Source organism: Zarconia sp. (assembly GCF_057467645.1).
Map to the genome: position 1 here is coordinate 1 of NZ_JBRJXU010000130.1, position 25261 is coordinate 25261.

General features: G+C 51.8%; 18 protein-coding genes and 1 pseudogene. 5 read left to right on the top strand and 14 right to left on the bottom strand.

What is annotated here, in order from left to right:
• The 11 genes and pseudogenes from AC2215_RS20025 to AC2215_RS20075 form a co-directional block, all read right to left on the bottom strand.
• Positions 1-130, bottom strand: a pseudogene (locus AC2215_RS20025) (photosystem II q(b) protein); the annotation flags it as partial.
• Between the two features lie 202 nt (positions 131-332).
• On the bottom strand, positions 333-1547 hold the full coding sequence (locus tag AC2215_RS20030) for a histidine phosphatase family protein (protein ID WP_486811776.1): 1215 nt from the start codon (positions 1545-1547) through the stop codon (positions 333-335).
• 168 nt (positions 1548-1715) lie between these two features.
• Entirely contained in the window at positions 1716-3533 is a 1818-nt protein-coding gene (locus AC2215_RS20035; RefSeq protein WP_486811777.1) for an ABC transporter ATP-binding protein, read from the bottom strand.
• A 151-nt stretch (positions 3534-3684) separates the two neighbouring features.
• Entirely contained in the window at positions 3685-4686 is a 1002-nt protein-coding gene (locus AC2215_RS20040; RefSeq protein ID WP_486811778.1) for a glycosyltransferase family 2 protein, read from the bottom strand.
• A 166-nt stretch (positions 4687-4852) separates the two neighbouring features.
• On the bottom strand, positions 4853-6088 hold the full coding sequence (locus tag AC2215_RS20045) for a glycosyltransferase (RefSeq protein WP_486811779.1): 1236 nt from the start codon (positions 6086-6088) through the stop codon (positions 4853-4855).
• 171 nt (positions 6089-6259) lie between these two features.
• On the bottom strand, positions 6260-7411 hold the full coding sequence (locus tag AC2215_RS20050) for a glycosyltransferase family protein (protein WP_486811780.1): 1152 nt from the start codon (positions 7409-7411) through the stop codon (positions 6260-6262).
• Between the two features lie 269 nt (positions 7412-7680).
• Positions 7681-8658 carry a 7,8-didemethyl-8-hydroxy-5-deazariboflavin synthase subunit CofG gene (cofG, locus tag AC2215_RS20055; protein ID WP_486811781.1) on the bottom strand — a complete coding sequence of 326 codons (978 nt, stop codon included), beginning with the start codon at positions 8656-8658 and terminating at the stop codon, positions 7681-7683.
• A gap of 11 nt (positions 8659-8669) precedes the next feature.
• A complete protein-coding gene (locus AC2215_RS20060; RefSeq protein WP_486811782.1) occupies positions 8670-9449 on the bottom strand; it encodes a hypothetical protein in 780 nt (259 codons plus the stop codon).
• A 357-nt stretch (positions 9450-9806) separates the two neighbouring features.
• A complete protein-coding gene (gene tftA, locus AC2215_RS20065; protein ID WP_486811783.1) occupies positions 9807-11165 on the bottom strand; it encodes a hormogonium tapered terminus morphoprotein TftA in 1359 nt (452 codons plus the stop codon).
• A gap of 168 nt (positions 11166-11333) precedes the next feature.
• Positions 11334-12533 (bottom strand): hypothetical protein, encoded by a 1200-nt coding sequence (locus tag AC2215_RS20070; protein ID WP_486811784.1) that lies wholly within the window; start codon positions 12531-12533, stop codon positions 11334-11336.
• Between the two features lie 156 nt (positions 12534-12689).
• On the bottom strand, positions 12690-13556 hold the full coding sequence (locus AC2215_RS20075) for a hypothetical protein (protein WP_486811785.1): 867 nt from the start codon (positions 13554-13556) through the stop codon (positions 12690-12692).
• A 543-nt stretch (positions 13557-14099) separates the two neighbouring features.
• On the opposite strand from AC2215_RS20075, the gene def reads away from it, so the two are divergent.
• Positions 14100-14639, top strand: a complete 540-nt coding sequence (def, locus tag AC2215_RS20080) for a peptide deformylase (protein ID WP_486811803.1) — start codon at positions 14100-14102, stop codon at positions 14637-14639.
• A gap of 97 nt (positions 14640-14736) precedes the next feature.
• Entirely contained in the window at positions 14737-15417 is a 681-nt protein-coding gene (locus AC2215_RS20085) for a rhomboid family intramembrane serine protease (RefSeq protein ID WP_486811786.1), read from the top strand.
• 390 nt (positions 15418-15807) lie between these two features.
• Here AC2215_RS20085 and AC2215_RS20090 read toward each other — a convergent pair whose 3' ends face one another.
• Positions 15808-16764 carry a sulfotransferase family protein gene (locus AC2215_RS20090; protein ID WP_486811787.1) on the bottom strand — a complete coding sequence of 319 codons (957 nt, stop codon included), beginning with the start codon at positions 16762-16764 and terminating at the stop codon, positions 15808-15810.
• A 31-nt stretch (positions 16765-16795) separates the two neighbouring features.
• On the opposite strand from AC2215_RS20090, the gene AC2215_RS20095 reads away from it, so the two are divergent.
• Both AC2215_RS20095 and AC2215_RS20100 read left to right on the top strand, forming a co-directional pair.
• Entirely contained in the window at positions 16796-17002 is a 207-nt protein-coding gene (locus tag AC2215_RS20095; protein ID WP_486811788.1) for a hypothetical protein, read from the top strand.
• Positions 17003-17424: 422 nt separating this feature from the next.
• A complete protein-coding gene (locus AC2215_RS20100; protein ID WP_486811789.1) occupies positions 17425-18921 on the top strand; it encodes a hypothetical protein in 1497 nt (498 codons plus the stop codon).
• Positions 18922-19082: 161 nt separating this feature from the next.
• On the opposite strand, the gene AC2215_RS20105 is transcribed toward AC2215_RS20100, so the two are convergent.
• On the bottom strand, positions 19083-21491 hold the full coding sequence (locus tag AC2215_RS20105; protein ID WP_486811790.1) for a phosphoketolase family protein: 2409 nt from the start codon (positions 21489-21491) through the stop codon (positions 19083-19085).
• Positions 21492-22603: 1112 nt separating this feature from the next.
• Here AC2215_RS20105 and AC2215_RS20110 point away from each other — a divergent pair.
• The gene (locus AC2215_RS20110; protein WP_486811791.1) at positions 22604-23827 is read left to right on the top strand and encodes an acetate kinase; all 1224 of its coding nucleotides are present in this window, start codon (positions 22604-22606) and stop codon (positions 23825-23827) included.
• Between the two features lie 146 nt (positions 23828-23973).
• On the opposite strand, the gene AC2215_RS20115 is transcribed toward AC2215_RS20110, so the two are convergent.
• Positions 23974-24921, bottom strand: coding sequence for a DNA/RNA non-specific endonuclease (locus tag AC2215_RS20115; RefSeq protein WP_486811792.1), 948 nt, complete (start codon positions 24919-24921; stop codon positions 23974-23976).
• Positions 24922-25261: the final 340 nt, after the last annotated feature.

The window sequence follows — 25261 nt, forward strand, 5'->3', positions numbered from 1 at the left end:
CGGTTAGCAAGCAAGGAATCATCAACACGCCGAACCAACCGACGTAAATCCGGTTTTCGGTGGAGGTGATCCAGTTGCAGAACCGATCCCACACGGAAGCGCTTTCGCGCTGCTGAATGGTGGTGGTCATGATTGCAGGATAATTGCTATGTAGTTTTCGAGGTTCTTGAAGGTTTGGCTTGCGCTTTCCTTCTGTAACCAGATTAACTAAATTATTGCATTATGTAAATAATTGTAAATTTAAAAATTCTATCGCTTTGATAGCTTTTGCTTATCGTTTGAGAGTTTTAGACAAATTCTAGGATGCCCCTCAAAATCCGTATGATGGAGTACTAGCCTGACATGGGAATCAAGGCTTGCAATGTGGGTTGCGATCGCTCTTGGGGGAAGTGCAAGACGCTGAGGGTTCCGGGGTTGATGGTAAGGGAGGAACAGCTACAGAGTTTTTGTACGAAGGTGGAGATGGTAGCTTGAGGGACGATCGCCAAACCGGTGACCAATTGTGGTTTTTGAGATGCACCGACTTGAGATGTACCCACGGGTCGCGACTTCATCACTTCGGCCCAATTCCAAACGATATCATCGCGCAAAACCTGTAAGTGTACCGTAGAGGAGTGAGATTCGAGCAGGGATTCTGCGATTTGGGTCGATCGCTCTAAGTCGGTACTGAGGATGACGTTGGGGGATTGGGGGTGGAGAAACCGCGCCACTTGCCGGACTTGCCGATGGGGGGTTTCCGTGGGTAACAGCAGCAATCGCAAACCGGACTTGCCGTTTTTGAGTTTGGGTAGATTTCGTCCCAGATGGGTCGTCAAGTTCAAGGCACTTAACCGGGCGGGTTTTGTAGAATCTGCGGGAAACTGGAGGATGCTCACCCCGCAGTTGCACTGCTGCAAGGCATGGTAACGATCTGTACTCATCCCCATTGCCGTCGCCATCAGCGCCCGATTGGTTCCCCCGTGAGAGACGATCGCGATCGTTTCTCCTTTGTGCCGAGATAAAATCTCAGACCAAAACAGTCTCGCCCGTTGGTAGAGGTCTTGCAAGGGTTTAGTTCCTGCGGGACTCTCGAATTCGTGGGGGCGTTCTTGCCAGCAGCGATATTCCTCGGGAAAGTTTTCGCGCACGTACTGATAGGTTAATCCCTGCCAGGAAGACATATCGATTTCTTCGAGGTTGCGATCGACTTTTAGCCTCGGACTTAACGTTTCGATATTCCCTAAAACCGCCAGAATTTGGTTAGCTGTTTGTCGAGTGCGCTGGAGGGGGCTGGTGTAGATCGTACCGATGGGATCGGAGGTAGCCAGTTGCTGGATTTGTTGGAGAAACCCCCCCGTTCGATAGGCATCTTCCAATCCTCGTTCCGTTAAAACCGATCGATCGCACCGTCCTTGATAGCGTCCTTGTTGGTTGTAGGTGCTGCGACCGTGGCGGATTAAAATAACCCGAGTGGCGATCGCCCAGGGTCTGGAAAGGGGGCGCTCGTTATTGAGAGAAAAAGCAGATAGCTCGGAATTTGAGGCGATCGATTTTGATTGAACTAACATCTGTATCCTCCATCAGGATGTAAGGAAAAGGGGGGAATGAATTCGGAATTCGGAGGCGCGGAATTTGGAAAGAGGGAGAATTGGAGGAAATGGGGGAAACGGGAGCAAGATGCTCCCACTATCTACTGTCGATTCTTCCTGCGCTTCCTAAAGCCCCCAAAGCCTCCTCTAACACTTCGCCAGCAACGATTTCGGCGCGTAAAGATTGGCATACCGCTCTCCCCGTTTTAGCAACTCCTCGTGAGTTCCCGATTCGCAAACTTTTCCTCCTTCCAGGTAGAAAATGCGATCGGCACTGCGGGCAGCATCTAAATCATGGGTAATCAAAAACGTGGTGCGATGGCGAGTGAGGCGTTCGAGGGCTTCGTTGACTACAGCTTCGCTGCGATTGTCCAACCCCACCGTGGGTTCGTCGAGAATGACGATGGGCGCTTGACGCACGGCGGCGCGTGCGATGGCGATGCGTTGCCGCTGTCCTCCCGAAAGAGTGGCCCCCCGTTCTCCCAAAACCGTATCGTATCCCTCGGGCAACTCCAGGATAAAATCGTGGGCGTTGGCGAGTTTGGCGGCCGCTTCGATTTCCCAGTCCGTTGCCCCCAAACAGCCATAGGCAATATTGTCGCGGACGCTGGCAGCAAACAAAACGCTATCTTGCAAAACGATACTTATTTGCCGGCGCAGGGACTCGATTTTGTACTCCCGCAGGTCGCAGCCGTCAATGCGAATTTGCCCTTCCCAGGGATCGTACAGCCGCAGTAGCAAACTGACTAAGGTGGATTTGCCGCCCCCAGAAGCCCCCACCAAGGCGATTCGTTCCCCCGGTTTGACGGTAAAATTCAACCCATCGAGTACTCGCTGCTCTGACTCGTAGCCGAAGCTAACGCGGCGAAACTCCACCCGACCGGTGAATAAGGGTGCATCCATCGCCCCTCGGCTGTCGCGAATTTCCGGAACGATATCGAATAAATCGAGAATCCGTTCCCCCGAGGCGACCGCTTTGGCAATTTGTCCGGTATATTTGGCCAACTGGCGCATGGGTTTGAAGGCGACTTTGAGATAGGAAATAAACACCAGCAAATCCCCAGGGGTGACACTACCTAACCGCACCAACTGCACCCCGCGCCAGAGGACGAGGGCTGTCGCCACCGCCACGAGCACTTCCACCGTCCGTTCCTGTCGGGCCCGCAGTTTCTGAGCTTTCGCCCCTTCCTTGAGGCTCTTTTTGTTTTGGCTGGCAAAAGCGGTTTCCAGCATTCCCTGCAACGATAGCGCTTGCACCACCTTAATCGCACCGATGGCTTCCGCTGCCGTTGCCGCCATTGCCCCTTCCCGCTTCCGTTGCTGGCGCGCCACGCCGCTAATCCGACGAGACATGGTGGCGGTGGTGAGTAGAAATAGAGGGAGAATGGCGATCGCAATTAAAGCCAACTCCACATTCACCCAAAACATCACCCCCAGCATCCCCACCATCGACAGCACGTTGGTAATTAATGGCAGGGCTGCCACCACTGTCACCTCTCGCAACCGTTCGATATCGTAAGTAACGCGGGTCATCAAATCGCCGCTTTTGGCATGGGAGTGAAAAGCCAGGGAGAGGCGCTGGATGTGGGAGTAGAGTTGGCTGCGGATTTCCGTCATCACCCGCGTCGCTGCGATTGCCATGCCAACGGTACTCAGGTAGGCACAGAATCCGCGTCCGGTGGAAACGAGTACCATCGCCAGGGCCAGCAGCGTCAGCAATCCCGTTGCGCCAAACCGTTCTAAACCGAAAAAGTCCACATCGCTCACATCGAATCCCGTCAGCAAGATGCGATCGAAAATAAACTTCATCGGCCAGGGTTCGAGCAGGCGAAATCCCGTCTCCACCAGCAGTGCCAAAAATGCTCCGCTCATTAACCAACCCTGTTGGCGCAGATGGGGGGCGAACTTTTTGAGAATGCGACCGAGACTCGGCAGCGTTTGCTTGAGAGTTTTAGGACGAGGCATTTTCAGTTAATGGGTGTGGGAGACAAGGGGACAAGGAGACAAGGGGACTAGGGGACTAGGGGACTAGGGGACTAGGGGACTAGGGGACTAGGGGACTAGGAGAATTTAGCCTCTAAAGCTCCCGTTGCCCCCGAAGCCTCCGATGCCCCAATTACTTCTGCGCCACGAGCGTCTGATGCCGGTGGGTGATATAGCGATTGAGGGGGCGTTCGGCACGAATGATGAGTTTTTCCAGCCAGGGGGTTGGCTGCCCGAAACTGATGCGACGCACTAAGGGTTTGAGGAAGGCGTTGTGGCGGCGATAGCCCAAGCGTCGATAACGTTTTTGGAAGTATTTATCCTTTTTAGTCAAATCCCATTTTGTGCGGAAGTGCTTGAGGCTTTTTTCTTCCCACTCGTCACTCCAGCGCAACATAAAGAAGGTAAGGTCGCTCCACTCAAAACCCGAATCGGGAACGTAGGTGACGACGGAATCCGGTTCGCAGAAGATTCTACCTCCGGCTTGGGTGATGCTCAAGCAGAAATCGATATGCTCGCGGGTGTTGAGCAGTTCTTCATCGAGGAGACCGATTTCGTCGAAGATACTCCGGCGCACTAGGACGCAGTGGAACTCAGCAAATTCGCATTGCTGGCGATGCAGTTTATCTTGCACTTCGGCGACGGGACGATTGACGAAATAGTGCTTTTCGTGAACCTTGCGCTTCATCATATCGCCGTTGACTTCCAAGACGATGCGAGCTTCGCCACCGGCGAGATGAATTTTTTGGTGCAGGTTTTTGCCGATACAAGTTAGAGGACAGACGACCGTGGCAGCTTCTTCCTGAGCGCAGGTCACCAGTTTCTCGAGCCATCCGGGGGCAACGCTGACGTCGTTATCGACGAAAACGACATATTCCGAATCGGTGCCGACCTGGGTTAAACCCAGATTCCGCGCTTGATTGGGGGCTAAATAGCGATCTGTCCGCACCACCGTAAATCCCCGTTCTCGCGCCTCCGCCTCTAGGTAGCGGCGTACCGGTGTGGGGGAGTTGCCATCGACGTAAACCAGGGAGAACGGATAGCGCGTATTCTCGTAGAGACTGTCGAGGTTTTGTTGGGTGTAGCTAAACCGTTCTCTAGGGGAAACCACTAAGGTGACTTTAGGTAATGTCATGGGATCTGTCTCCTACATTTGGTAGATGAATGGGAGTAGGGAATGGGGTGTGGGGTGTAGGGTGTGGGGGGAAGAGAAGGTAAGGTGGGCAAGACTAATGAGCGATGGACTGGGATGATTCAGTGTATTCTTGCCCACCCTACGGTGCTCCTAGACTCCAAAAGCCTTAACCGAAGGCTGCAATCGCGGGAGTGTCTGCGGAAACCTTGGCATTAGGCCAGGTAGAAGTAACTCTGCGGCTGAGAACTCGTTCGTAGACTTGGCTCCAGTTTTGCCGTTCGACTTCTGGAGCGAGTTGTTCGAGGACTTTGCGCCGCGCGGCTTCTCCCATCGCCTGCCGCTGTTCGGGGTTGCAGGCAAACTGACGGATAGCGTGGCGGATGGCTTTGGCATCGGCGGGGGGAACCAGTAGGCTATCGACACCATCGTCAAGGATGTCGCCAATGGCATCGACGGTGGAACCGAGGATGGCTTTACCGGCGAGCATGGCTTCGAGCATGGCGTTGGGGCAACCGTCGTGGATGGAGGGGATGGCGAAAAGATCGACGTGTTGCAAGTAACCGAGGGCTTCGACTCGCGGTAGAATGCCGGTGATGGTGATGCGATCGGCAATGCCGCTATTTTCGACGACGTCCAGCCAGTATTCCCGCTCTTTGGCCACGAAATCGCCAATGAGCAGCAGGGTGAATTCCAACTCGTCTTTGAGGGAAACGCAGGCATCGATGAGGAAGTCGATTCCTTTTTTGTCCCGGAACCGCCCCACGGAACCGATGACGAGTCCTCGTAACTCTGGCAGGTTGGTGGGTTGAGGGATTTCATTGAAATCGATGGGAACGATCGAATTCCAGAAACAGGTAGATTTGCCGATGATTTGCGGGACAAACACTTCGGCCCGACGTTGCAAATCGCCACTGACAAACGTCGTCCAATCGGAATTGCTCAGAGTCCAGGAAATTTTGGCTTGTTGTTTGGGATCGAAAATATGTTTGTGTAGATCGTTACCCCGAATGCTGTTGATAACCGGCAGGTTGAATTCCTTCGCTAACATCGTCGTCAAGAACCCGGTTTCGTTGATGAAAAAGGCGTGGAATAGATCGAATTGATACTGTTGGTGGAGGATTTTTAGTTGGGCGTAAATTTCGCACAGATAGTCTTGGATGGCGACGAGTTCGGTGCGAATGGCGGCTTTGAGACGGTGAACGGTAATGCCATCTTGAATGTTGGTTTTGCAGCCGGTACGCTTGGGTTTGTCGGTGATTTTCCGCAGTTTGGAATGGAAAACGGCGACGTGGACTTCGTAACCCAAATCTTGCAACATCTTGGCGATGCGAGAAACAGATTCGCCAACGCCACCCACATCGGGGGGATATTCCAGGGTGGTCAAGCAAATTTTTGTTTTCATAATCATTGCGGGAGGGATAAGAAACACAAGAACGGAGGAGGTAGTACGCCCTGGAAAATACCGAGTCACGATCGGATAAATTACGCGACCTGTGCCAGTATTTCGATCTCAAAGTCGATCGAACTTTTGTCAGTCAAGGGATAAGTTATAACGCAGAGCAAGATGCTGCTTCTAGGCGGCAACGGCAATTCGATCGACGAGTTGTTGAAGGTAACGTGCCGTGTTTGTTGCCCCTTCAAAATCGAACTGCAAAGATGGGGGTTCTTCGAGCAAGTTATCGATAATATGTTGGGCAAAACGTTGCGGTTGCAAATTATCGGGATGAATGACTTGGACTCGACCGAGTTCAGCCAGTTTTCCGGCGCGGGTGGCTTGTTCGCGATCGTTGTTTCCTTCAAAGGGTAGAATCATCGCCCGCACCCCGGTTTTGAGTACGTTGAGGGTGGTATTGTAACCCGACATACTAATGGATAAATCGGCGTTTTGCATATAACTCAGCAAGTCTGAAGTATAGCGATCGACCGTTAAATTCTGAATATTTTTTGCTGTTTTTTGCAAACTTTCTAATAATGCTTCCGGTGCAAAGGGTCCGGTAAACATTTGAATGTGATGGGGAATCCGAGCTTCGAGTAAAGGTGCAGTTTTTGCCATACATTCAAGTAAGTTATGTCCGAATCGTCCCCCACCGACACTCACTAAAATCAGAGGGCGATCGGTTTCGATCGGTTGGGTGAGCGGTTGCGTCACGTAACCGGTATAGCGAACTTCACAATTGAGATCGCCCACGCGAGAAAAACTTTTTTCTAGGGGAATAAAATCCGGATCTCCGTGGATGAGGAGTAAGTCAAAGTATTTATTCATCAACTTACAAACCTTTTCTTCATGACGCTGCTGGTTTTGCTTAGTGACGACGATATCTCGCAAACTGCATGCAATTTTCGTTCCCGCAGCTTTCGCCGTTTCTAGAAACGGAATCAGTTCCGGAGAAAAACGCCGTCGCCCGAAGGGAAATAACTCGACAATTAGGATGTCTGGCTGAAAAGTTGCCAGAGTTTCGAGAAGTTTTTCTCGCCGAATATCCTGAACTTGCTCGAGAGTCAGGGAGCGATCGACTGCTTGCAATTCTTGAAATTCGGGGTCGGTTTTAATCGCTGGAATTTGCACCACTTCGATGGCTTCGGGAAAAGGAAACCCTTTAATTTCTTGTCCGCCATTTATAAAGCAGACTTGAAAATCATCAAGCAATCCGCGCACGATTTCCATACTGCGAATTAAATGTCCCATGCCGAGAATGTGCTGGCAGTAAAATAAGACCTTTTTCATCTATAAACCTCCCCGAGTAATGCATTGGCAATTTGCTCGTTCGATCGCCTCGAAACTGTTATCGATTCAATCTATGACTGAGTATGCCGCCAGCCAATGAAGCTCGGGTGAAGTATGAGTGACTGAAGATGAACTTTAGATGAGAGGTTTCTAATATCGCGTCAGTGCGTGATGGGGTGTGGGGGATGGGCAGAAACGGAGACACAGTGACGCGGTGACACGGAGAGGGAAGACAAGGAGGATAAGGGAGATGGGGAAGAGCTTTGCAACTAACCCATTAATTGTCCATTACACTTTCCCCTGCCTCGAAAGTTCGCGGTTATTGCCTCCCTCAAACGCGCACTCAGCCAGCCTTCGTATTGCGGATATACGGGCAATCGCCGTACTAGCTGCCAGTTGCCTGGAGTGAGAATCTTGGCAAGCTGCCCAGGAGTGGGATGAGTGTAGTCGGGATTGACTTCGTCGGTAGGTCCGAGACCCCCCAAATCCCGCGCCCCCGCCTGCAAACAAGCGAGGAGAATCTTGGGGGTGGCGACTAAGTTGGGGGGAATTTGGATCGTAATGTCGGCAGGCAACATCTGACGGGCGAGTTTCACCGCTTCTACCAACTGCTGGGGATTGAAAGTATCTCCCGCCCAGGGCTGCTGCTGTCCGAGGCTGTGGGGTTGGAGGATGACTTCTTGGATGTGACCCCACTGGCGATGGGTTGCGGCGATCGCATTTAAGGTCTGTTCCCAATCGGTGGGGGTTTCGCCAATTCCCAGCAGCAAACCGGTGGTGAAGGGGATACGCAGTTTTCCGGCCCAGTCTAGCTGTTGCTGCCGGATTTGGGGCACTTTACTGGGGGCGTGGCGATGAACGGTTTCGAGTAGTTTGGGGGTGACTTGTTCGAGCATCAACCCCATGGAAACGTTGACCTGTTTGAGTTGTGCCATTTCTTCCCAACTCAGGGGACCGGCATTGGTGTGGGGGAGGAAGCCTAGAGATAGGGCCAGTTCGCACAATTGGTAAATGCGATCGAACCACGCTTTTCGTCGCCGACTTTGGGGGTGAACTTCGCCAGACAGGATTAAAATCTCGATGGTTTCGGTATCTTGCAGGGATTGGAGGATATTTCGGGCGGCCGCCACGCTTATCCAAGGACTCTGGCCGGGGTCGGTGCGAAAGTTACAGTACGCGCAACGGTTAAAGCATTCGTAAGTGGGGACGAGGGTATAAGCGCTGCTGTAGGTAACTTTCGCTGACATAAAACCGTCAATTAGTCATTTCGATTGACATTCAAAACCCACTTGATGCGTTTGACTCCCATTTTAGGCAGGTACATCAGTAAGGTATAGATAAAGAGGACGATACCCAACATTTCCATCACTTCTTCGACGGTTGTAAAGAGGATATAGCCCCAATTATCCTCTCCATTCAGATATTTGTAATATCCATTGAGTAACTCGACCCCAAAAGCACCGCCAATCGCCAAAAACGCAGATAATGCCGTTAAGTATTGGGTCGATTGTGGCAAGTGGCGGAAAAATTTGTAGAAGCACAACAAAAACACTGACAGAGCGATAAATCCGGGAACGACCCAGGCGTTATGAAAGAAGCCATTAACTCCTAAGTTGTGCATGGGTTTGGATAAGGCTTCGTGAAGTCCAATTAGCTCATCGATCGACAGGTAAACAAAGGTAACGGCTAAAATTTGCCAACCAACAGTATACCGATCTTGTACTCTAGATTTCAAGCATGAAATGAAACCGAGAAGCACCGCACAAAATAGCAATGCTAAAGATGAGTAAAGGGTCGGAAAATTGTGGTCGTGTCTGACGGCAAACCGGTAGGCAAGAAAATCGCGCAAGGGAAAATCCGGTGTAATCGAGCGAATGATATCTCCTAAAAGCGAACACCCAACTAGAATGGCGACAACAATTGAAAGAAATTTTAAAGTTTTTCTTGCAAACCGCTCGACGTTAATATCTATTTTAAACGGTCGATTAAATTCAAGCGAATTCAATTCACTTGCAGACATATGAGAGCTAGTTTTCATGATTTGAACCCTGACAAAAATTTATTGCGCGAAGCTTTTTTTTACAAAAAAAATGAGATGAATAAAATAATCGATCGAGATCGAGACAACCCGAAACAATTTATTTTTTGACTTCATCTAATAATATTTTGCCCGAGCATTAGCCTAGAAACTTCTCGGGTAATAGAACGCATACTCAAGTTTAATTAGGTCGAAAGTGGGCGCGATATTGAAGTTCATTCCTGTTGGGTAGTCCAATAGGAATTCGCACTTTTTTTAATTATATAATAACTTTGTGTTAATCTTAAATTAACCTTAAGACACAAACAAACTGAAGTGCGATCGAGAATTTTAAGTCTCTCAGTTCAAACCCTTCATTCACAGCAAACTCGCCGATTCGTAAAGCCGCCGCACCAACGCCATCACTTGCGCCCCATAGTTAGCCGCAGCCGACCAGCGACCGTCAAGTTGCCCGACTAACGGCGCAACTCCCCGCGTGATGAAGCGAAATCGGGGGTCTTCTACAGGTTGTACCAGGGGTTCCGTACTCGCGTAGGCTTTCAAATGTTGGACATGGGCCCTGACCCCAATTCTCGCGCTGGCAAAGGATGCAGGACTCGTGCCCGTTGCCGAACCCAAACCGCCAAAATTATTCGAGTTGGGGGAAATGCCATCGCCAAAGCGCAGAAAATTGCTCTCCAAACACATCTGGGTAAAGGCTATATCGTAGTTCACTCCCTCGACGCTGCCTTCCTCCCGATACAGTTTGGCAATCTCGGGAAATCGGGAAATGGCGGCCGGGTTGGTATTGCGCAGAAACATCATCAGTTGCACTTCCGTGGAGTTGCCGTGACCCATAATCTTGTCCAACTGACCGACGCAAATCGGTAAAATCGATCGCAACACCACCGCGCGAGTCGTATTGTTCCAGCCGACGGAAATATTGAAATCTCGCAAATCCACCGCTTTGACATACACCACGTTGTTGTAGCGCAGGCGGCGAATATTGGCGGCATTGGACAGGTCCACCCCCAAACTATCGGCCAAATCCACGGGAATAAAAGAATTACCGTTCACCAGCAACCCCGACCCTTCGTACATTTGACCGTTAACGTTAATACCGATGGTGGGGTAGGTGGGTGCGGGGGGAACCGGTACGATGGGGTCCGGCAGTGCCGTTCCGCTTTCCCAGGCGACCAGTCCGTCGGCAATCCCCTCGGCGATATCCTGGCGGCGATTAAACATTAAGAAGCGATCGTCGGGATTGGTGAGAAACCCGATTTCCAGCCACACCGACGGCGGAATCACTCCCCGACAAAACAGCAAACTCCCCGTGGCGGTTTCCGTATCCGGTTTCGCCCCCCGATTTTGCAACTGCGGTACCTTTCTGAGCAAGGCTTCGAGGACTTGGGCGGCATTTTCTTGGCGTTGGGGATTGTTGGCAATATAGTAGGCGGTGGTTCCACGAATATTGGGGTTGGTGGTTCCCTCGGCGTGGAGTTCGATGGCGATATCTCCAGACCGGTAGCGCTGGTTAATCCAGTTGAGGGTTTGAGTGGCGCTGAGGTCGTCAGGGACGAGGAGGGCTTCCACTTGGCGGGTGCGCAGGCTACTGGCGACTAAATCCCGGATGAGGATGGCTTCTTGGGCTTCGGTGGTATTTCCAGCAATGACCCCCGGATCGATCTGACCGTTTTCGAACCCGCCATGTCCTGCTGATAAAAATACTCGTCCCATGCTAAACCCATCCAGAATCGCAAATATCACCCACCTTTTTAACACGAAGCGGAACGGCGATCGAATGACGGGTTTTTACCACCACCAGCAGAATGGGAGGCGATCGGAGTGAATATCGATCTGAATGAATGAACTGTTCAGGCGATATTCACCCCTGAGTCCGATCGCCTAAAAGCCACACAACATACAGGGGAACGGTCGTTTTGCCGCTTCTTCCGGTGTTACGGCCCGGTATTGGGGACGTTCCGGTGTTGCTGCGATCGCGGTGTTGGATTGTGGACGATCTTTCAGATTGGCGACGGGATCTTTTCCGGGACGATTTTCCTCGGGAAGCACCACGGCAAGGGCTTTTTCGATTTCCCCCAAACGGCGTTTTTGGTCGTGGCGGATGCGATCGTAGGTATTCCCCAATCCCGGTGCGTCCCAAGTATTGCGTTTGGGATGCCAGTAGGCCCAAATTCGCGCTTCGAGGATTTGCTCGTCGCGATCGTCGAGAAGCTGGCGCATCTGAATCAGGCGATCGAGATAGCCCATGGAGTTGAGGGCTGCCAGGGGGGCTTGATTGGCTAAATCTAACCCGGCAATTAATTCTTGCTGATTCAAATTCATCCCTTTCTCGAAGGCTTGTTGCCACATTTGCTCGTAATATTTTTGGATGCGGGCAAGCTGACGGCGATCGGCGATTTCCGCGAGTCCCAGATTGGCGGAGATTTGCCGCTTTCGATCGGCGGTTTTGGCAGCCACCACCGGGGCTTTTTCGGCCGGTTGCAAGTGCTGGTAGCTGAAGGTACCAAAGTTATCGGCGTAGTTGCCCGGATCGGTGTGCCAGTAATAAATTGGCGTGCGGCTGCCGTCGTAGCGTCGCGTTCCTTCCGCTGCCCCGAGGGCAATGGCGAGGGGGGATTCTGACCCTTGCTGCCACCACGCTTCGGGAATTTGAGCCACTTGCGGCGGGGGTTGCGGTTTGGGTTTGGGGGCGGCAGGAGGCGGTGGCGGCAGCGGTTTGGCGGTTTGGGAGATCGGGGGTTTGGGTACGGGTAAAGGCGTCGTTCCTGGCGGAGGTACTACGGCAGCCAGGGGTTCGATCGCTACGTCCTCAATTTTCACCTCTTCGATCGCGACTTTTTCGCTCGAACTGGCTTTGGGAATGTCGAAGTGCAGGGCAACGGGCACTTTTTTCGGACGCGGGGACTGGGGTATCGCTGGAGGAGGAGAGACTGTTTTAGCGTCCCCCACGCTAAAATCGAGGGCGATGGTTTCGCTGCGGACGGCTGGGGCAATTCCCACGGTGAACGCAGCGAGACTTGCGACTGTACGAGGAACCGTATGCGAGATTGTACGGGGGAGAATTGGAGTGGGTGAAGTCATGGCAGATTCTCCTGGAGGATGGAGCTTGACTGACACACCAGAGGATCGGTATGAATGTGTCACTCAAGGATGGGAGAAACACTTATCGGGTTTTGAGAAAGCGTTTCATCGCGATAAATTTCAACGCAAAGGTGGGTCTGTCACGCAGCCGCAAAACTAACGCGCGGCAACCAGACTTTCGATCAGTTGCGGGGAAGGGGGAACGTAAACCCAAATCGCACCATTTTCTTGATTCGGTCGGTAGGAAAGTAAGGAAATATGTAAGTATCCATTGGTTTTTCCGATCGGTTTTCCTCGTTCAACGCGCTCTAAATTACGGGATGCGAGTCCGCAGAGTTTAATCAGATATGCCGGTAGTTGAGGACTGGAGAACATAACGCAATCGGATAAGCCTCGAATTAAGCGACCATCGGAAATTAAGACGAACTTTTCTTCGATATTTCCATCAATTGGAGCGATAACTTTGCCTTTCATAGCTAATGAGATATCTCCCAAGCCACTGGCGATAAAATATCCTTCGATCGAATCTCCGGCTTTAACTTCCCAAGTATTTTGGAGTTCTATTTCTCTAACGCTACGGGGCGCTCGCATCGTGGCTTCGGATTCCCACCATTGCCCGGGGCGATCGAGGTTTTCGATCCCAAAACCTAAGTATTGACCGTCTTCGTATGCGACAATCGACCGAGCATTTTCGGCGGTATAGTACACTTCGCGATGGACGATCGCCCCTTCTCGAATGGCAATTTTGGGTAAGCTGCAATGAGAAACACCCAGCACTTGCTCGACGGTGGAGCGATCGTTGCCTTCTCGATTTTTTAACTGTTGTAATTTTTCCTGGGGAATGCTATCTTCTGTGGAAATTTTGGACGAGCAATCGAAAGTCCGGATGGTTTCTCGATTGGCTTGACGAGAGGCTAAATAACTAACGAGCGCAAATAGAGCGATCGAGGCAAAACACGCAGTCACTAATGGATGTTTTTTGACCGAATCTAAATATTGATTTTCGTTGAATTCGATCTCCATAATCGATCCTCCTTCATGATAATGGTTAACAGAAAAAAGTGTTGACTTAAAAATCAATCAAATAATTATTCGAATATTTCTGTTGCTATTCGCGATCGATACTTAAAATTTCACCTTGAAAAATTATCGGGTCGGCATTTATTTTGCCTCGAGAGACTGGCACGAGGTAAAAAGTATTTATCGGATGCTAAAATAGAAATTTATCGCTTGTACATTAACCGATTCCAGGGCAAGACTGTACGGTGCGGCGGTCGCCCACACTGTATATAGCTCAACACTCCTACCTAAACGTATTAAAGTACGATAATCAAATTGTACCACGAACATCGGGTAATGACATCCCAGACGATCGTGTATTTTAGGGTATTGTCCCTATTGCCAGAATCGGTTATCCCACTCCATATTGATTTAATTAGAATAAACCCCAATACTACTCGTACTTAAGCTTTAAAATAATTTATTATCCGATTGTTTGAAGTGCCAAATAATTAAATTAATCTCAATTTAATTATAAATATAAAACAATAATAAATCGTTAATATAATCGTGCAAATCCTGAAAGTCGGACATCCAAAACTACGAGAAATATCTCGTCCTGTTCTCCAAATCGATCGAGACCTTCAAAGTCTCATCGATCGCTTGTTGGCAACGGTGAAAAAAGAAAAGGGCGTGGGAATTGCCGCTCCTCAAGTTTCTCGATCGCTGCGTTTGTTTATCGTGGCATCGCGCCCCAATCCTCGGTATCCCAACGCCCCAGAAATGGAACCGACGGCAACGATCGATCCGAAAATTATTTCGATGTCCCAAGAGAAAGTTTTGGGTTGGGAGGGATGTTTGAGCGTGCCGAATCTCCGAGGAAGAGTCCCGAGAGCTAAAACCATTGAGGTTGAGTATCTCGATCGAAATGGGAATTTGCACCAAACCCAATTGACCGATTTTGTCGCTCGGATTTTTCAGCATGAATACGACCATCTTGACGGTATTTTGTTTCCCGATCGCGTTGAAAGTTCTAGCGATTTAATTAGTGAAGAAGAATACTACGAGCGGGTCGTTCCCTCTCAGTTCAGCGGAGAATCGTGCTAGCCGCCACTCCTACAGCCAGTCTAGTTTTGAATCTTTAAAATAGAAAGAACGAGCCGAGAATAACTCGATCGAGCGTTTAGTAACCCCAATAACATCCGTGATTCCCATCCGCGACGAAAATCCAACGGAAAATACCCCCTACGTGGTCTATGGCTTTGTGGGATTAAATATTGCCATCTTCTTATTTCAGAGCAGTCTCAACCAACCCCAACTGCGTCAATTTATTCAAACTTGGGCGGTGGTGCCGCAAGAGTTAACCGCCAGCTTTGCCGGTATATCGGGAATGGGAGAATGGTTGACGTTGATTAGCTCCCAATTCCTGCACGGCGGCATTCTCCATCTGGCGGGTAATATGCTATTTCTGTGGGTTTTCGGCAATAATATCGAAGATCGCCTCGGTCCGGTGAAATTTATCGGCTTCTATCTCATTTGCGGCATTGCTGCGGCGTTAGCTCAATGGGTGTTCTCGATGAATTCTGCGGTTCCCCTGGTGGGGGCTAGCGGTGCGATCGCCGGGGTCATGGGGGCTTATATCCTCAAATATCCCCGCGTTCCGGTAGTGACCCTCGTTCCTCTGGGCTTTTTCATCACCACCATTCGCCTTCCCGCGTATTTCTTCCTGGGAATTTGGTTTCTCCAGCAAGCCTTTTTTAGTTTCGTCAGTTTGAACAACTCCGCCATGGCAGCCGGTGGGGGCGTAGCTTATTGGGCTCATGCCGGTGGGTTCGTCGTCGGCATGGCATTGTTTCCCTTCCTCGATCGAGACGACAATCTCTAACGTCAGTTTTAGCGTCTCGACGCGCGAAACAGGGTTAAGGGGGAACGGGGAGAGAAATCGATCGTTTCAACCAGAGAATAGGGTTTTCGTACGTTCGCTCGAATTCAATCGGGGTGGGTAGGCAGTTCGAGCGCTCGGGCAAACGTGAAATCCTCCCACCAAAACAGCCCACCCGACAAATTGCTGACGTTACCTCGCCAGGATGCTGATTCTCGGTGACGTTCGGGCAGTCGGTGAGCACATCGAGAGCGAGGGGACGGCACTGGGGTACATCTGGTCTCTGGGGAGAAAAATACTTTTTTTCCTGTTCCCCATTCCCCATTCCCTATTCCCCATTCCCTATTCCCCACACCCCACCCTCACCGGAAACCGTCCGATCCAAAACTGACGCTACTTGAGATATTTCACATCCACTGCATTGATCTTCTGCTTAACTTTTTTCTGCCACTCTTTGTCCCCCAAGCGCCTCGATACGTAGTTCTCCACAAATAGAGGCACGCCGTAGCGTGCCAGCCGGAATTGAGCGCGCCGCCATCGATCTTGCCATCGAAGTCGTTGTTGCATGGCTTCATTTAATGAAATCGACGGTAAGCCGCTCAGTTCGTATCCGCGATCGACGAGCATTTGAGCCGCCCTCGATTCAACCAGTTGAATTTCTTCCTCCGAAAGCTTGCGCCGCCATTGAGCGATATAGCGAACGTCGGGCAAATCGTAGGTGGTCGTCTGAGCGTAATTTAATATCGCCTCGTCGTAGGGAATGCCCATAAATTCGCACAGGCGGGTGAGGGTTTCCTCCGGTTTTTCGATCAGAGTCTCGTAGGTGACTTCGATGACGCGCTCGGGGGGCAGTTGGGCGCTAAACTCCTCCCACAAACGTTCGGCTTCGATCCAGCGTTCCACACCCGTCCACACGTTGCCGGCCCAACCCATTCCGATGCAGGAACGCGCCACATCACGGGGGTCGCGAATCAGATGAATGAAGCGAGCATCGGGCCAAATTTTCAGCAATCGATCGAAATGACGGTGAACCGTTCCCCCCACCAAGGGTTTGTCCTCTTGCGCTCTCTTCTGAGACAAGAAGCTATTCACTAGTTGGATATAAGTCAAATTGCGATCGAGCTCGAACCCGGTAGCCTGAAACACGCGATGGGCTTCCAACCATTCGTAATAGTCATTCAGATGCGGTGGCGTTCCGTCGTCGGCAACCCGATCGACACTATATTCAAACTCGTTGCACCACGCCAATTTGGGGTGGCTTGCAAACATCAGCCGCAGGACAGTCGTCCCCGAACGCTCGGCGCCGACTAGAAAAATCGGTTTGGCAACTAGAGATGTCTCTACTGTCATGAATTGCTTAACTCTTGCGAGGTTTGACGTATTGGCGAACTCGAGCGTGGAAAATATCTTTGGTGTAGATATCTTTGATGTTTATCGATGCAACCTAATATTTGCGACCGTTCATCGTGCCAAAATACTCACTGCTGGAGTCCGGAGTTATTCGGTAATGGTACTCTTCGATCGAGTGCCCAACTTGATTCTACAAGTTTTAATTTGGATTTCCCCCGTTCTCAACGGTCCTGTGTAAAATGTCGGTAACCTCAACTTCGGACGATCGATTCTTGTTGCACTCACGCAGGCGTAGGAGACGCCCCTTATCCTCTCCGAAGATGTACCGCAAGGCGATCGAGTAGACCCAACGCTGGGATCGTCGCTTTCGGATCGCGCGCTATCTATATTAACGTCAGTTTTGATGCGGCCACCTCGCCGGGATGTCGACTCTGGGAGATGTTCGGGTAATCGGCAAGTCTCTCGAAACTGAGATGACAACACTGGGTATAGCACTACGCTAGGGAGAAAAATCCTCTATTCCCCATTCCCCATTCCCCACTCTCACCTGAAATCGTCCGATCCAAAACTGACGTTATCTTAATTTTGCGATGATTTTTCCCGGTGGGTCCGACTCGCTCTAACCCTTACCCTATTTGCCATCTGCAACTAGCCACCATCATGAAATGCCATCTTACCGCCTCATGCGCCCAACACCACAGAACGCGATGGGGGTTGCTCTTATCGCTGCTTGTATTGCTCGCACTACCCGCCACCGCCCAGGACTTCGACGACGATTTTGACTTTGACGACGAGGAAGAAGAGCGCCAAGAAGTCGTCCGCGAACCGATTTCCGTCAAACCCGATCGTCTCATCGTTCGCGGCACGCGGGGGGGGAACGAAACCCGCAACCTGCTCGTGCAAACCCGCGACGGCTTGGACAACTTGCAAGTCGTACCGCTGGCACTCGAAACCTGGGGGGGAGAAGCAACGTTTCCCGACGCGGGGATTATTGCGGGGGAACCGGAAACGAAGATCGATGCCGACTCAATTTTGACCCTGCCGCTCAAATTCGATTTCGATCGCATTCGCCGCAGCGGCGAGTACAACGGTCAGTTACTCCTCAAATACGATAACGGTCAACACATCGTTCCTCTGACCATCCAACTCAAAGATTCTCCCCTCGTCCCTTTAATCGTCCTCTTGACGGGAGTGGGTTTGGGGGTGGGACTGTCCACCTATCGCGCCCAAGGCAAACCTCGAGATCGCGTCTTAGTCCGCATGGGACAACTGCACGCTCAGATGAGTGCCGATCCCAAACTCGCCCGCGCTACCTCGTTTCAGGCTCAAATCGACGCGCACCTGTTGGATATGGAAATGGCCTTGCAAGGGGAACAGTGGGATGCGGCCGCCGAAGCTATCGATCGCGCCGAAGCCATTTGGGTGACGTGGCGGCGGCATCGAGAAGATTGGATCGCCCAAATGGATTACGGGGATCGTTTGGTACAGCGGATTCAAGAAGAAGGCAACCTCAGCCCAGAGCGATCGTATCTCCAGTCAGTGTGCCGGCGCATCAATCGGGCGATTCAGGATGCCCCCAACGGATTGCCCCAAGCTCTGCAACAACAACTCGACGAATGTGGAGAATACCTCAATCGCTATTTGTTGCTCGAAGAAGATTTAAAACACCTCAACAGCCTGTGCGCCCGCATCGCGCCGGGAGAGTCGGAGGAACCCTGGCGGGTGGAGACGCAAAATTTAGCGCTGCAACTGAATACGATGGTGCCCAACGATGGGGAAACCTATCAAACCCTCTCCAAAGATTTAAAAACGGCGATCGCTAAACTCGAACCCCTCACCACCGGTGGCAGTCGGGATATGGTGCTTTCCATTCCCCGGTTGGTGTTTGCCCCACCTTCGGTCCATCCGGCCACGGCAACCCCCACTTCCAAAGCCCCGGTACAGTTACAGGTGTTTTCCCTCACCAGTTACGCGATCGCCACGATTCTCTTATCGGGATTGGGCTTCATTCAGCTATACGTCAAACCCACCACCTTCGGTGCCAATCTCTGGAGCGATTATCTCACCCTCCTAGCCTGGGGATTCGGCGCGGAAGTCACTCGCGAGTCGGTCACCAAGGTGGTGCGGGATTGGGGACGACCGAATTCTAATTCTTGATGGGGAATGGGGAATGGGGAAGGGGGAACGGGGAATGGGGAACGGGGAATGGTTCATTGAATAATTCTCCTCTTCCTTATCCCCCTATCACCGCGTCACCGCGTCACCGCGTCACCGCGTCACCGCGTCCTCCCTCTCCCCCAAGCCCCACCAGCAACAACCTAGTACGGCCAGGTCCAGTTGCGAATTTCGGGTTTGTCTAGACCGTGCTCGAAGGCATAATTGGTATGTTCGATGATGCTATTCTTCATCCGCTCTTTGACGTAGGCGGCGCGAGACCCCAGTTGGGGAACCCGATCGATGACATCGATGACCAAGTTAAACCGATCGATTTGGTTTTCGATCGCCAACTCCAGCGGCGTATTAATATTGCCCTCTTCCTTATACCCGCGAACGTGGATGCGTTCTTGGTTGGTGCGCCGGTAGGTTAACTTGTGGATGAGCCAGGGGTAGCCGTGGAAGTTGAAAATCACCGGTTTATCGGGAGTAAAGAGAGTATCGAAATCGCAATTCGATAAACCGTGGGGATGTTCCCGTTCCGGCATCAGCGTCAGCAAATCGACGACGTTGATAAACCGCACCCGCAACTCGGGGAATTCCTCCCGCAAAATGGCGGTGGCGGCGAGGGATTCCATGGTGGGAATATCGCCACAGCAAGCCATGATGACATCCGGTTCGTCGGGGTCTTTGCCGCAATCGTCGTTGCTGGCCCATTCCCAAATGCCGATGCCCTTGGTGCAGTGGGCGATCGCCTCCTCCATGCTTAAATACTGCAAGTGCTTCTGCTTGTCGGAGACGATGATGTTGATGTAATCCCGACTCCGGAGGCAGTGGTCGGCTACCGACAGCAGGCAGTTGGCATCGGGGGGGAAGTACACCCGCACCACTTCGGGACTCTTGTTGACCGCCAAATCGATGTAGCCGGGATCTTGGTGGCTGAAGCCGTTGTGGTCTTGCCGCCACACCAGGGAAGACAGGAGAATATTCAGAGACGACACCGGGGCGCGCCAGGGCACCTCTTTTTTACAGATGTCCAGCCATTTAGCGTGTTGGTTGAACATCGAGTCCACCACGTGGGCGAAGGCTTCGTAGGTGTGGAAGAATCCGTGGCGGCCCGAGAGGAGATAGCCCTCCAGCCAACCTTGCAGGGTATGCTCGCTGAGCATTTCCATCACCCGTCCGTCTTGGGCCATTTCGCTACCATCCTCATCTTCGGGAAGGTAGTCTCCCATCCACGCCTTTTTACTGACTTCGTAAATGGATTGGAGGCGGTTGGAGGCGGTTTCATCCGGTCCGAACACCCGGAAATTTTCCATATTGCCTCGCATCACGTCCCGCAGGAAATGCCCCAGAATGCGGGTATTTTCCACTTCCACCGTCGCGGGGGCGGGCACGTCGACGGCAAAGTCACAGAATTCGGGCATCCGCAGTTCCTTGCGCACCCGACCGCCGTTGGCCACGGGATTGTCGCTCATCCGGCGCAAGCCTTTGGGGGCGATGGCTTTGATTTGGGCCATCAACGTGCCGTTTTCGTCGAAAAGTTCCTCGGGTTTGTAGCTTTTGAGCCAGGTTTCGAGCATTTGCAAGTGTTCGGGGTTTTTGTGCATTCCCCCCATGGGCACTTGGTGCGATCGCCAAAAGCCTTCGGTTTTGTGCCCGTCTACGGTTTTCGGTCCCGTCCACCCTTTGGGGGCGCGCAGGATAAGCATCGGCCACCGGGGACGCTTGGCCTCCCCCGTACTGCGGGCTTCAGCTTGGATGGAACGAATCTGGCTGATGCACTCCTCCATCGCCGTTGCCATTTGCTGGTGCATCAGTTGGGGATCGTCCCCTTCCACGATGTAGGGGGTGTAGCCGTAGCCCCGGAAGAGGTTTTCGAGTTCCGACTCGGAAATTCGCGCCAGGATGGAGGGATTGGCAATCTTGTAGCCGTTCAGGTTGAGAATCGGCAGGACGGCCCCGTCCCGTATGGGGTTGAGGAATTTATTCGAGTGCCACGCCGTTGCGAGGGGACCGGTTTCCGCTTCCCCATCCCCGACGACGCAGGCCACGAGCAAATCGGGATTGTCGAAGGCGGCCCCGTAGGCGTGGGAGAGACTGTAACCCAATTCCCCTCCCTCGTGGATGGAACCGGGGAGTTCGGGGGTGCAGTGGCTGCCGATGCCGCCGGGGAAGGAGAACCAGCGGAAGAGCTTTTTCATCCCCTCTTCGTCTTCGCTTTTATCGGGGTAGACTTCCGAATAGGTTCCTTCGAGGTACACCGGGCCGATGACCCCCGGCGCACCGTGTCCGGGACCGGCCATGAAGATGGCGTTGAGATCGTATTTGTTAATCAGCCGATTGAGGTGAATGTAGCTGAAACTCAAGGCTGGAGAGGCTCCCCAGTGACCCAAGAGGCGATTTTTGACGTGTTCGGTGGTCAGGGGTTCTTTGAGGAGGGGATTATCGCGCAAATAAATCATCCCCACGGCGAGGTAGTTGCAGGCCCGCCAGTAGGCATCCATCAGCCGCAGCTCTTCGGGGGATAGGGTTTGGGTGGTTCCAATGGGTTGAAAAGGAGCTTGTGTCATGGAAATCTGAATTTTGGGTTAGGTTAAGAACATTGACGGTGTACGACCGCGCGCGATCGCATCCATGAGATTAAGAACAATCTCTTCGTCGAATTGACGTTCAAATATCTCGGGACGTGAAAGCACGAGGGTCTTGCGGTTATCAGTCAGATTGCGATAGATAGCGAGGGGCAATATCGTAATTTTGAGGAAAAAAGCGGTAATATCTGCCCAAAAGACTCGTCAATCTACGGTTCTTTGTTTTGGTGAGAACTTGTCAGAAAATCAATATTTTTTGTACCTTTCACTCTATTAAAATCGGATTTCATATCCGTCGGTATTTTTTTTATATTTTATTTAGAGTCCGTTAGCCATCCGAGCAAAACTTTGAGTTATTTCTGATACAGAAACTAAATTAGCTGTCACTCCGGATAACGGCTCTATTTCTTAATCTCAACATCGTCGTCCGAAAGATTTTTTTGTTAATATCGTAATATCGATCCATCCAAAATTTTGGGTAGTCACGTCACCATTCAGCCGTCAGCTCGAGCGCGACCTCCCTTGGCACATACGCCTTGAAGGGGTTGCGATCGCGCTTGCCACTGAAATGCGAGCGCGAAACAGTTTTTGTATAAAATGCTATTATGTTAGACGGATTAAAACGGTCTACATGCTAGCGTCGCAAACGAGATGCAAAGCATTCGTCTGTATCGAGATCGCGAGTCTATTAGATATAGGCGATCGAATCAAAAATTCAGACAATATCTATGCAAAAATCATCAATTTATTATCTCCTCCTCTCTTTTTTGTTCCTAGATTTATTGAAATATTAGGTGGGATCGCTGATTGAAAGTGGACGTTCGAGCGCTCGATGAAGATCGTCAAATTTCCAATCAAATATAATCTATAAAATATCAATAATTGCTAGATGTTTTGATAAAAATAGAACTCAGTTGGTTAAGATGTGGAGTGGGATCGCGATCGAAAAGGTTAAAATCCAGTTCGAAAACTGCCGATTGGACGATTAACTGTGGTAAAAAAAATTTAAACGACGCAGCACTATAGAGTTTTAAACCGCAAAAAATAGCCCGCATCAGTCCCGCTCGAACACTTGCAAATCGATCAGACTCGCCATGAAAATTCTCGTTCTCAATGCCGGGTCCAGCACCCAAAAAAGTTGCCTGTACGACATATTGGGTGCAACGCTGCCCGAGTCACCGCCAGACCCCTTATGGGAAGGAACCATCGACTGGGGAAAATCTGCCAACGTTGCCGAACTGAGTGTCAAAGCTAACGGTTGCAAATCCCAAACGACCCTCGCCACCGATTCGCGATCGATCGCCCTCGCCCAACTCCTCGAGACCCTGACCCAGGGAGATACTGCCGTTCTGAGCAACCTCCAAGAAATCGATATCGTCGGACATCGGGTGGTTCACGGAGGCACGGAGTACAGCCAATCGACTCCAATTTCCCCAGCCGTCAAAGAAACCATCGCCCGACTGATTCCCCTGGCCCCATCTCATAATCCGGCGCACCTCGAAGGCATCGAAGCCATCGAGGAATTACTACCAGCGATCCCCCAAATCGCCGTTTTCGATACCGCTTTCCACAGTCAAATTCCCGCCGCTGCCGCCGCCTATCCCATTCCCTACAAGTGGTTCGATCGCGGCATTCGTCGCTACGGTTTCCACGGCATCAGCCATCAATATTGCTCGAATCGGGCTGCCCAAATTCTCCAGCGTCCCCTCCATACCCTCAAACTCATTACCTGCCATCTGGGAAACGGCGCATCCCTCGCGGCTGTCGATGGCGGCATCAGCATCAATACCACCATGGGATTTACCCCCCTCGAAGGGCTGATGATGGGAACTCGCTGCGGTTCGATCGATCCGGCGATCGGGATTTACTTGATGCGGGAAGCCGGGTTGAGCGTCGACGAACTCGATCGACTTTTCAACCGAGAGTCGGGATTAAAGGGAATTTTCGAGGCTTCTGGAGATATGCGAGATGTATTAGCGGCCCTCGAAACCGGAGACGATCGCGCGAAACTTGCCTTTGAGATGTACGTCCACCGACTGCGAACGGGGATTGGGGCGATGGTCGCCAGCCTTGGCGGCGTGGATGCTTTGGTGTTTACCGCCGGGGTCGGGGAACGTTCGGTCGCCCTCCGGGAAGCCACCTGTGCTGGGTTAACATTCTTGGGAGTCTATTTAGACCCAAGCCAAAACGCAGCCGACCCCGTAGATGCCGATATTGCCACAGCGGAGTCTCCGGTACGAATCCTGGTGGTGCATACCCAAGAAGACTGGGCGATCGCGAGTGAGTGTTGGCGCGATCAAATGGCAGCATCGGCTTGAAGGTGATTCGATCGTCCGATTCGATCCCTTCGCCATAGTTTATTGACACGCTCGATCGAATCGACTTTTTCGATGCCCCATTCCCCATTCCCCGGTTCCCGAACCAGAAAACCTTGTAACGATACGATCTCGAGCGGCTATAACCGTTAAAATCCGCCATCAACCCGACTTTCCACGATCGCCTGAACGTTACGGGGGACTTTCGAGAACAAATCGTATCCCGTGGCGGCTTCGATCTCGTCGATGGACACTAGATAATCCTGCCATCGGCGATTCGCCACGTCTGCGGAATTGGGAATTCTCACGGCGATGGTGCGGGTATTTTCCGTGACGGCAACTCCTGCTCGATCGAGAACCACGATCGCCTTCCAAGTATATTGGGGTGCGACCACCTTTCCCCGGGCGATCGTTTCCTGACGACCTTCAGGTCCAGCCACGATGTAGAGTTCTTTCCCCTCAGCTACCAGATCCCGGCAATATTCCTCCAATTCCCGCCACACTTCTCGGTTATTGTCCGGGTGCTGGGGAATCATGTTGGTCATCAAAAACGTGGCGCTGTTATCAGCCTTGCTGCGGGTGCGATCGGCTGAAGGGACCAGATGTCCGCGATCGTATCCCGAACCGCGATAGTCGCTCTCTCTAACCCGATACCAATCGGAAGGTAGGGTTTCGTCCGGACGAAAATCGTTTTGCCGATCGGCCCGACCCAGCCAAAGGCGATCGAGATGCCAGCTGGCCCAGTTCGCCGTCCCCGTGCTGCGATTGTAGGCGAGGGCGTATTGGGGTTTGACTGTCAAATAGTTGTTGGGATCTCTGGAGTTGGCATTGCTGGGGTTGCCCAGGGCGAGGTTCTTCTGGCTCGCCGATGGGGCCGATCCCTCTCCCACGTAGCAAACCGGGCGATCGCCTCCCGGTCGGGAATAGGATGATTTCTCCCCGCAGGTTTGTCCGGCGCGATCGAGATCGTAGGGACATTCACAACGTCCCTGGAGGGGATCGCGGATCGGAGTTTGCAGCAGTCCGCATCCGGTCAGCAGCAGTAGGACGCAGAGGATAACGAACCGGTAACTTGACGGTCGATGAGGCTTTGGCATTCCTTCACTTTAGTCCAAATTGAAAACCTCAACAACGTCAACTCATTGGATGGCGGTGGTCTGGAGTATTTCTCCCCCTGCACTCCTTCACCGATGTCCGCGCTAGGTAGGCGCGACTGCTATACCTACGGCTAACGGATAACAGTTTTCGATGAGGATGGGGTGTGGGGTGTGGGGTGTGGGGTGTAGGGGGAATGGAATCTCATAGAACTGCCTCCGTTGAAAAATTTTCCCCCATGTGGACAGCTCCCCTTCCACACATGAGGCGAATCCACCTCACCGCGCCACCTCTGGACAATCCTTAACCCGAACTGGCATTATACCTACGGCTAACGGATGA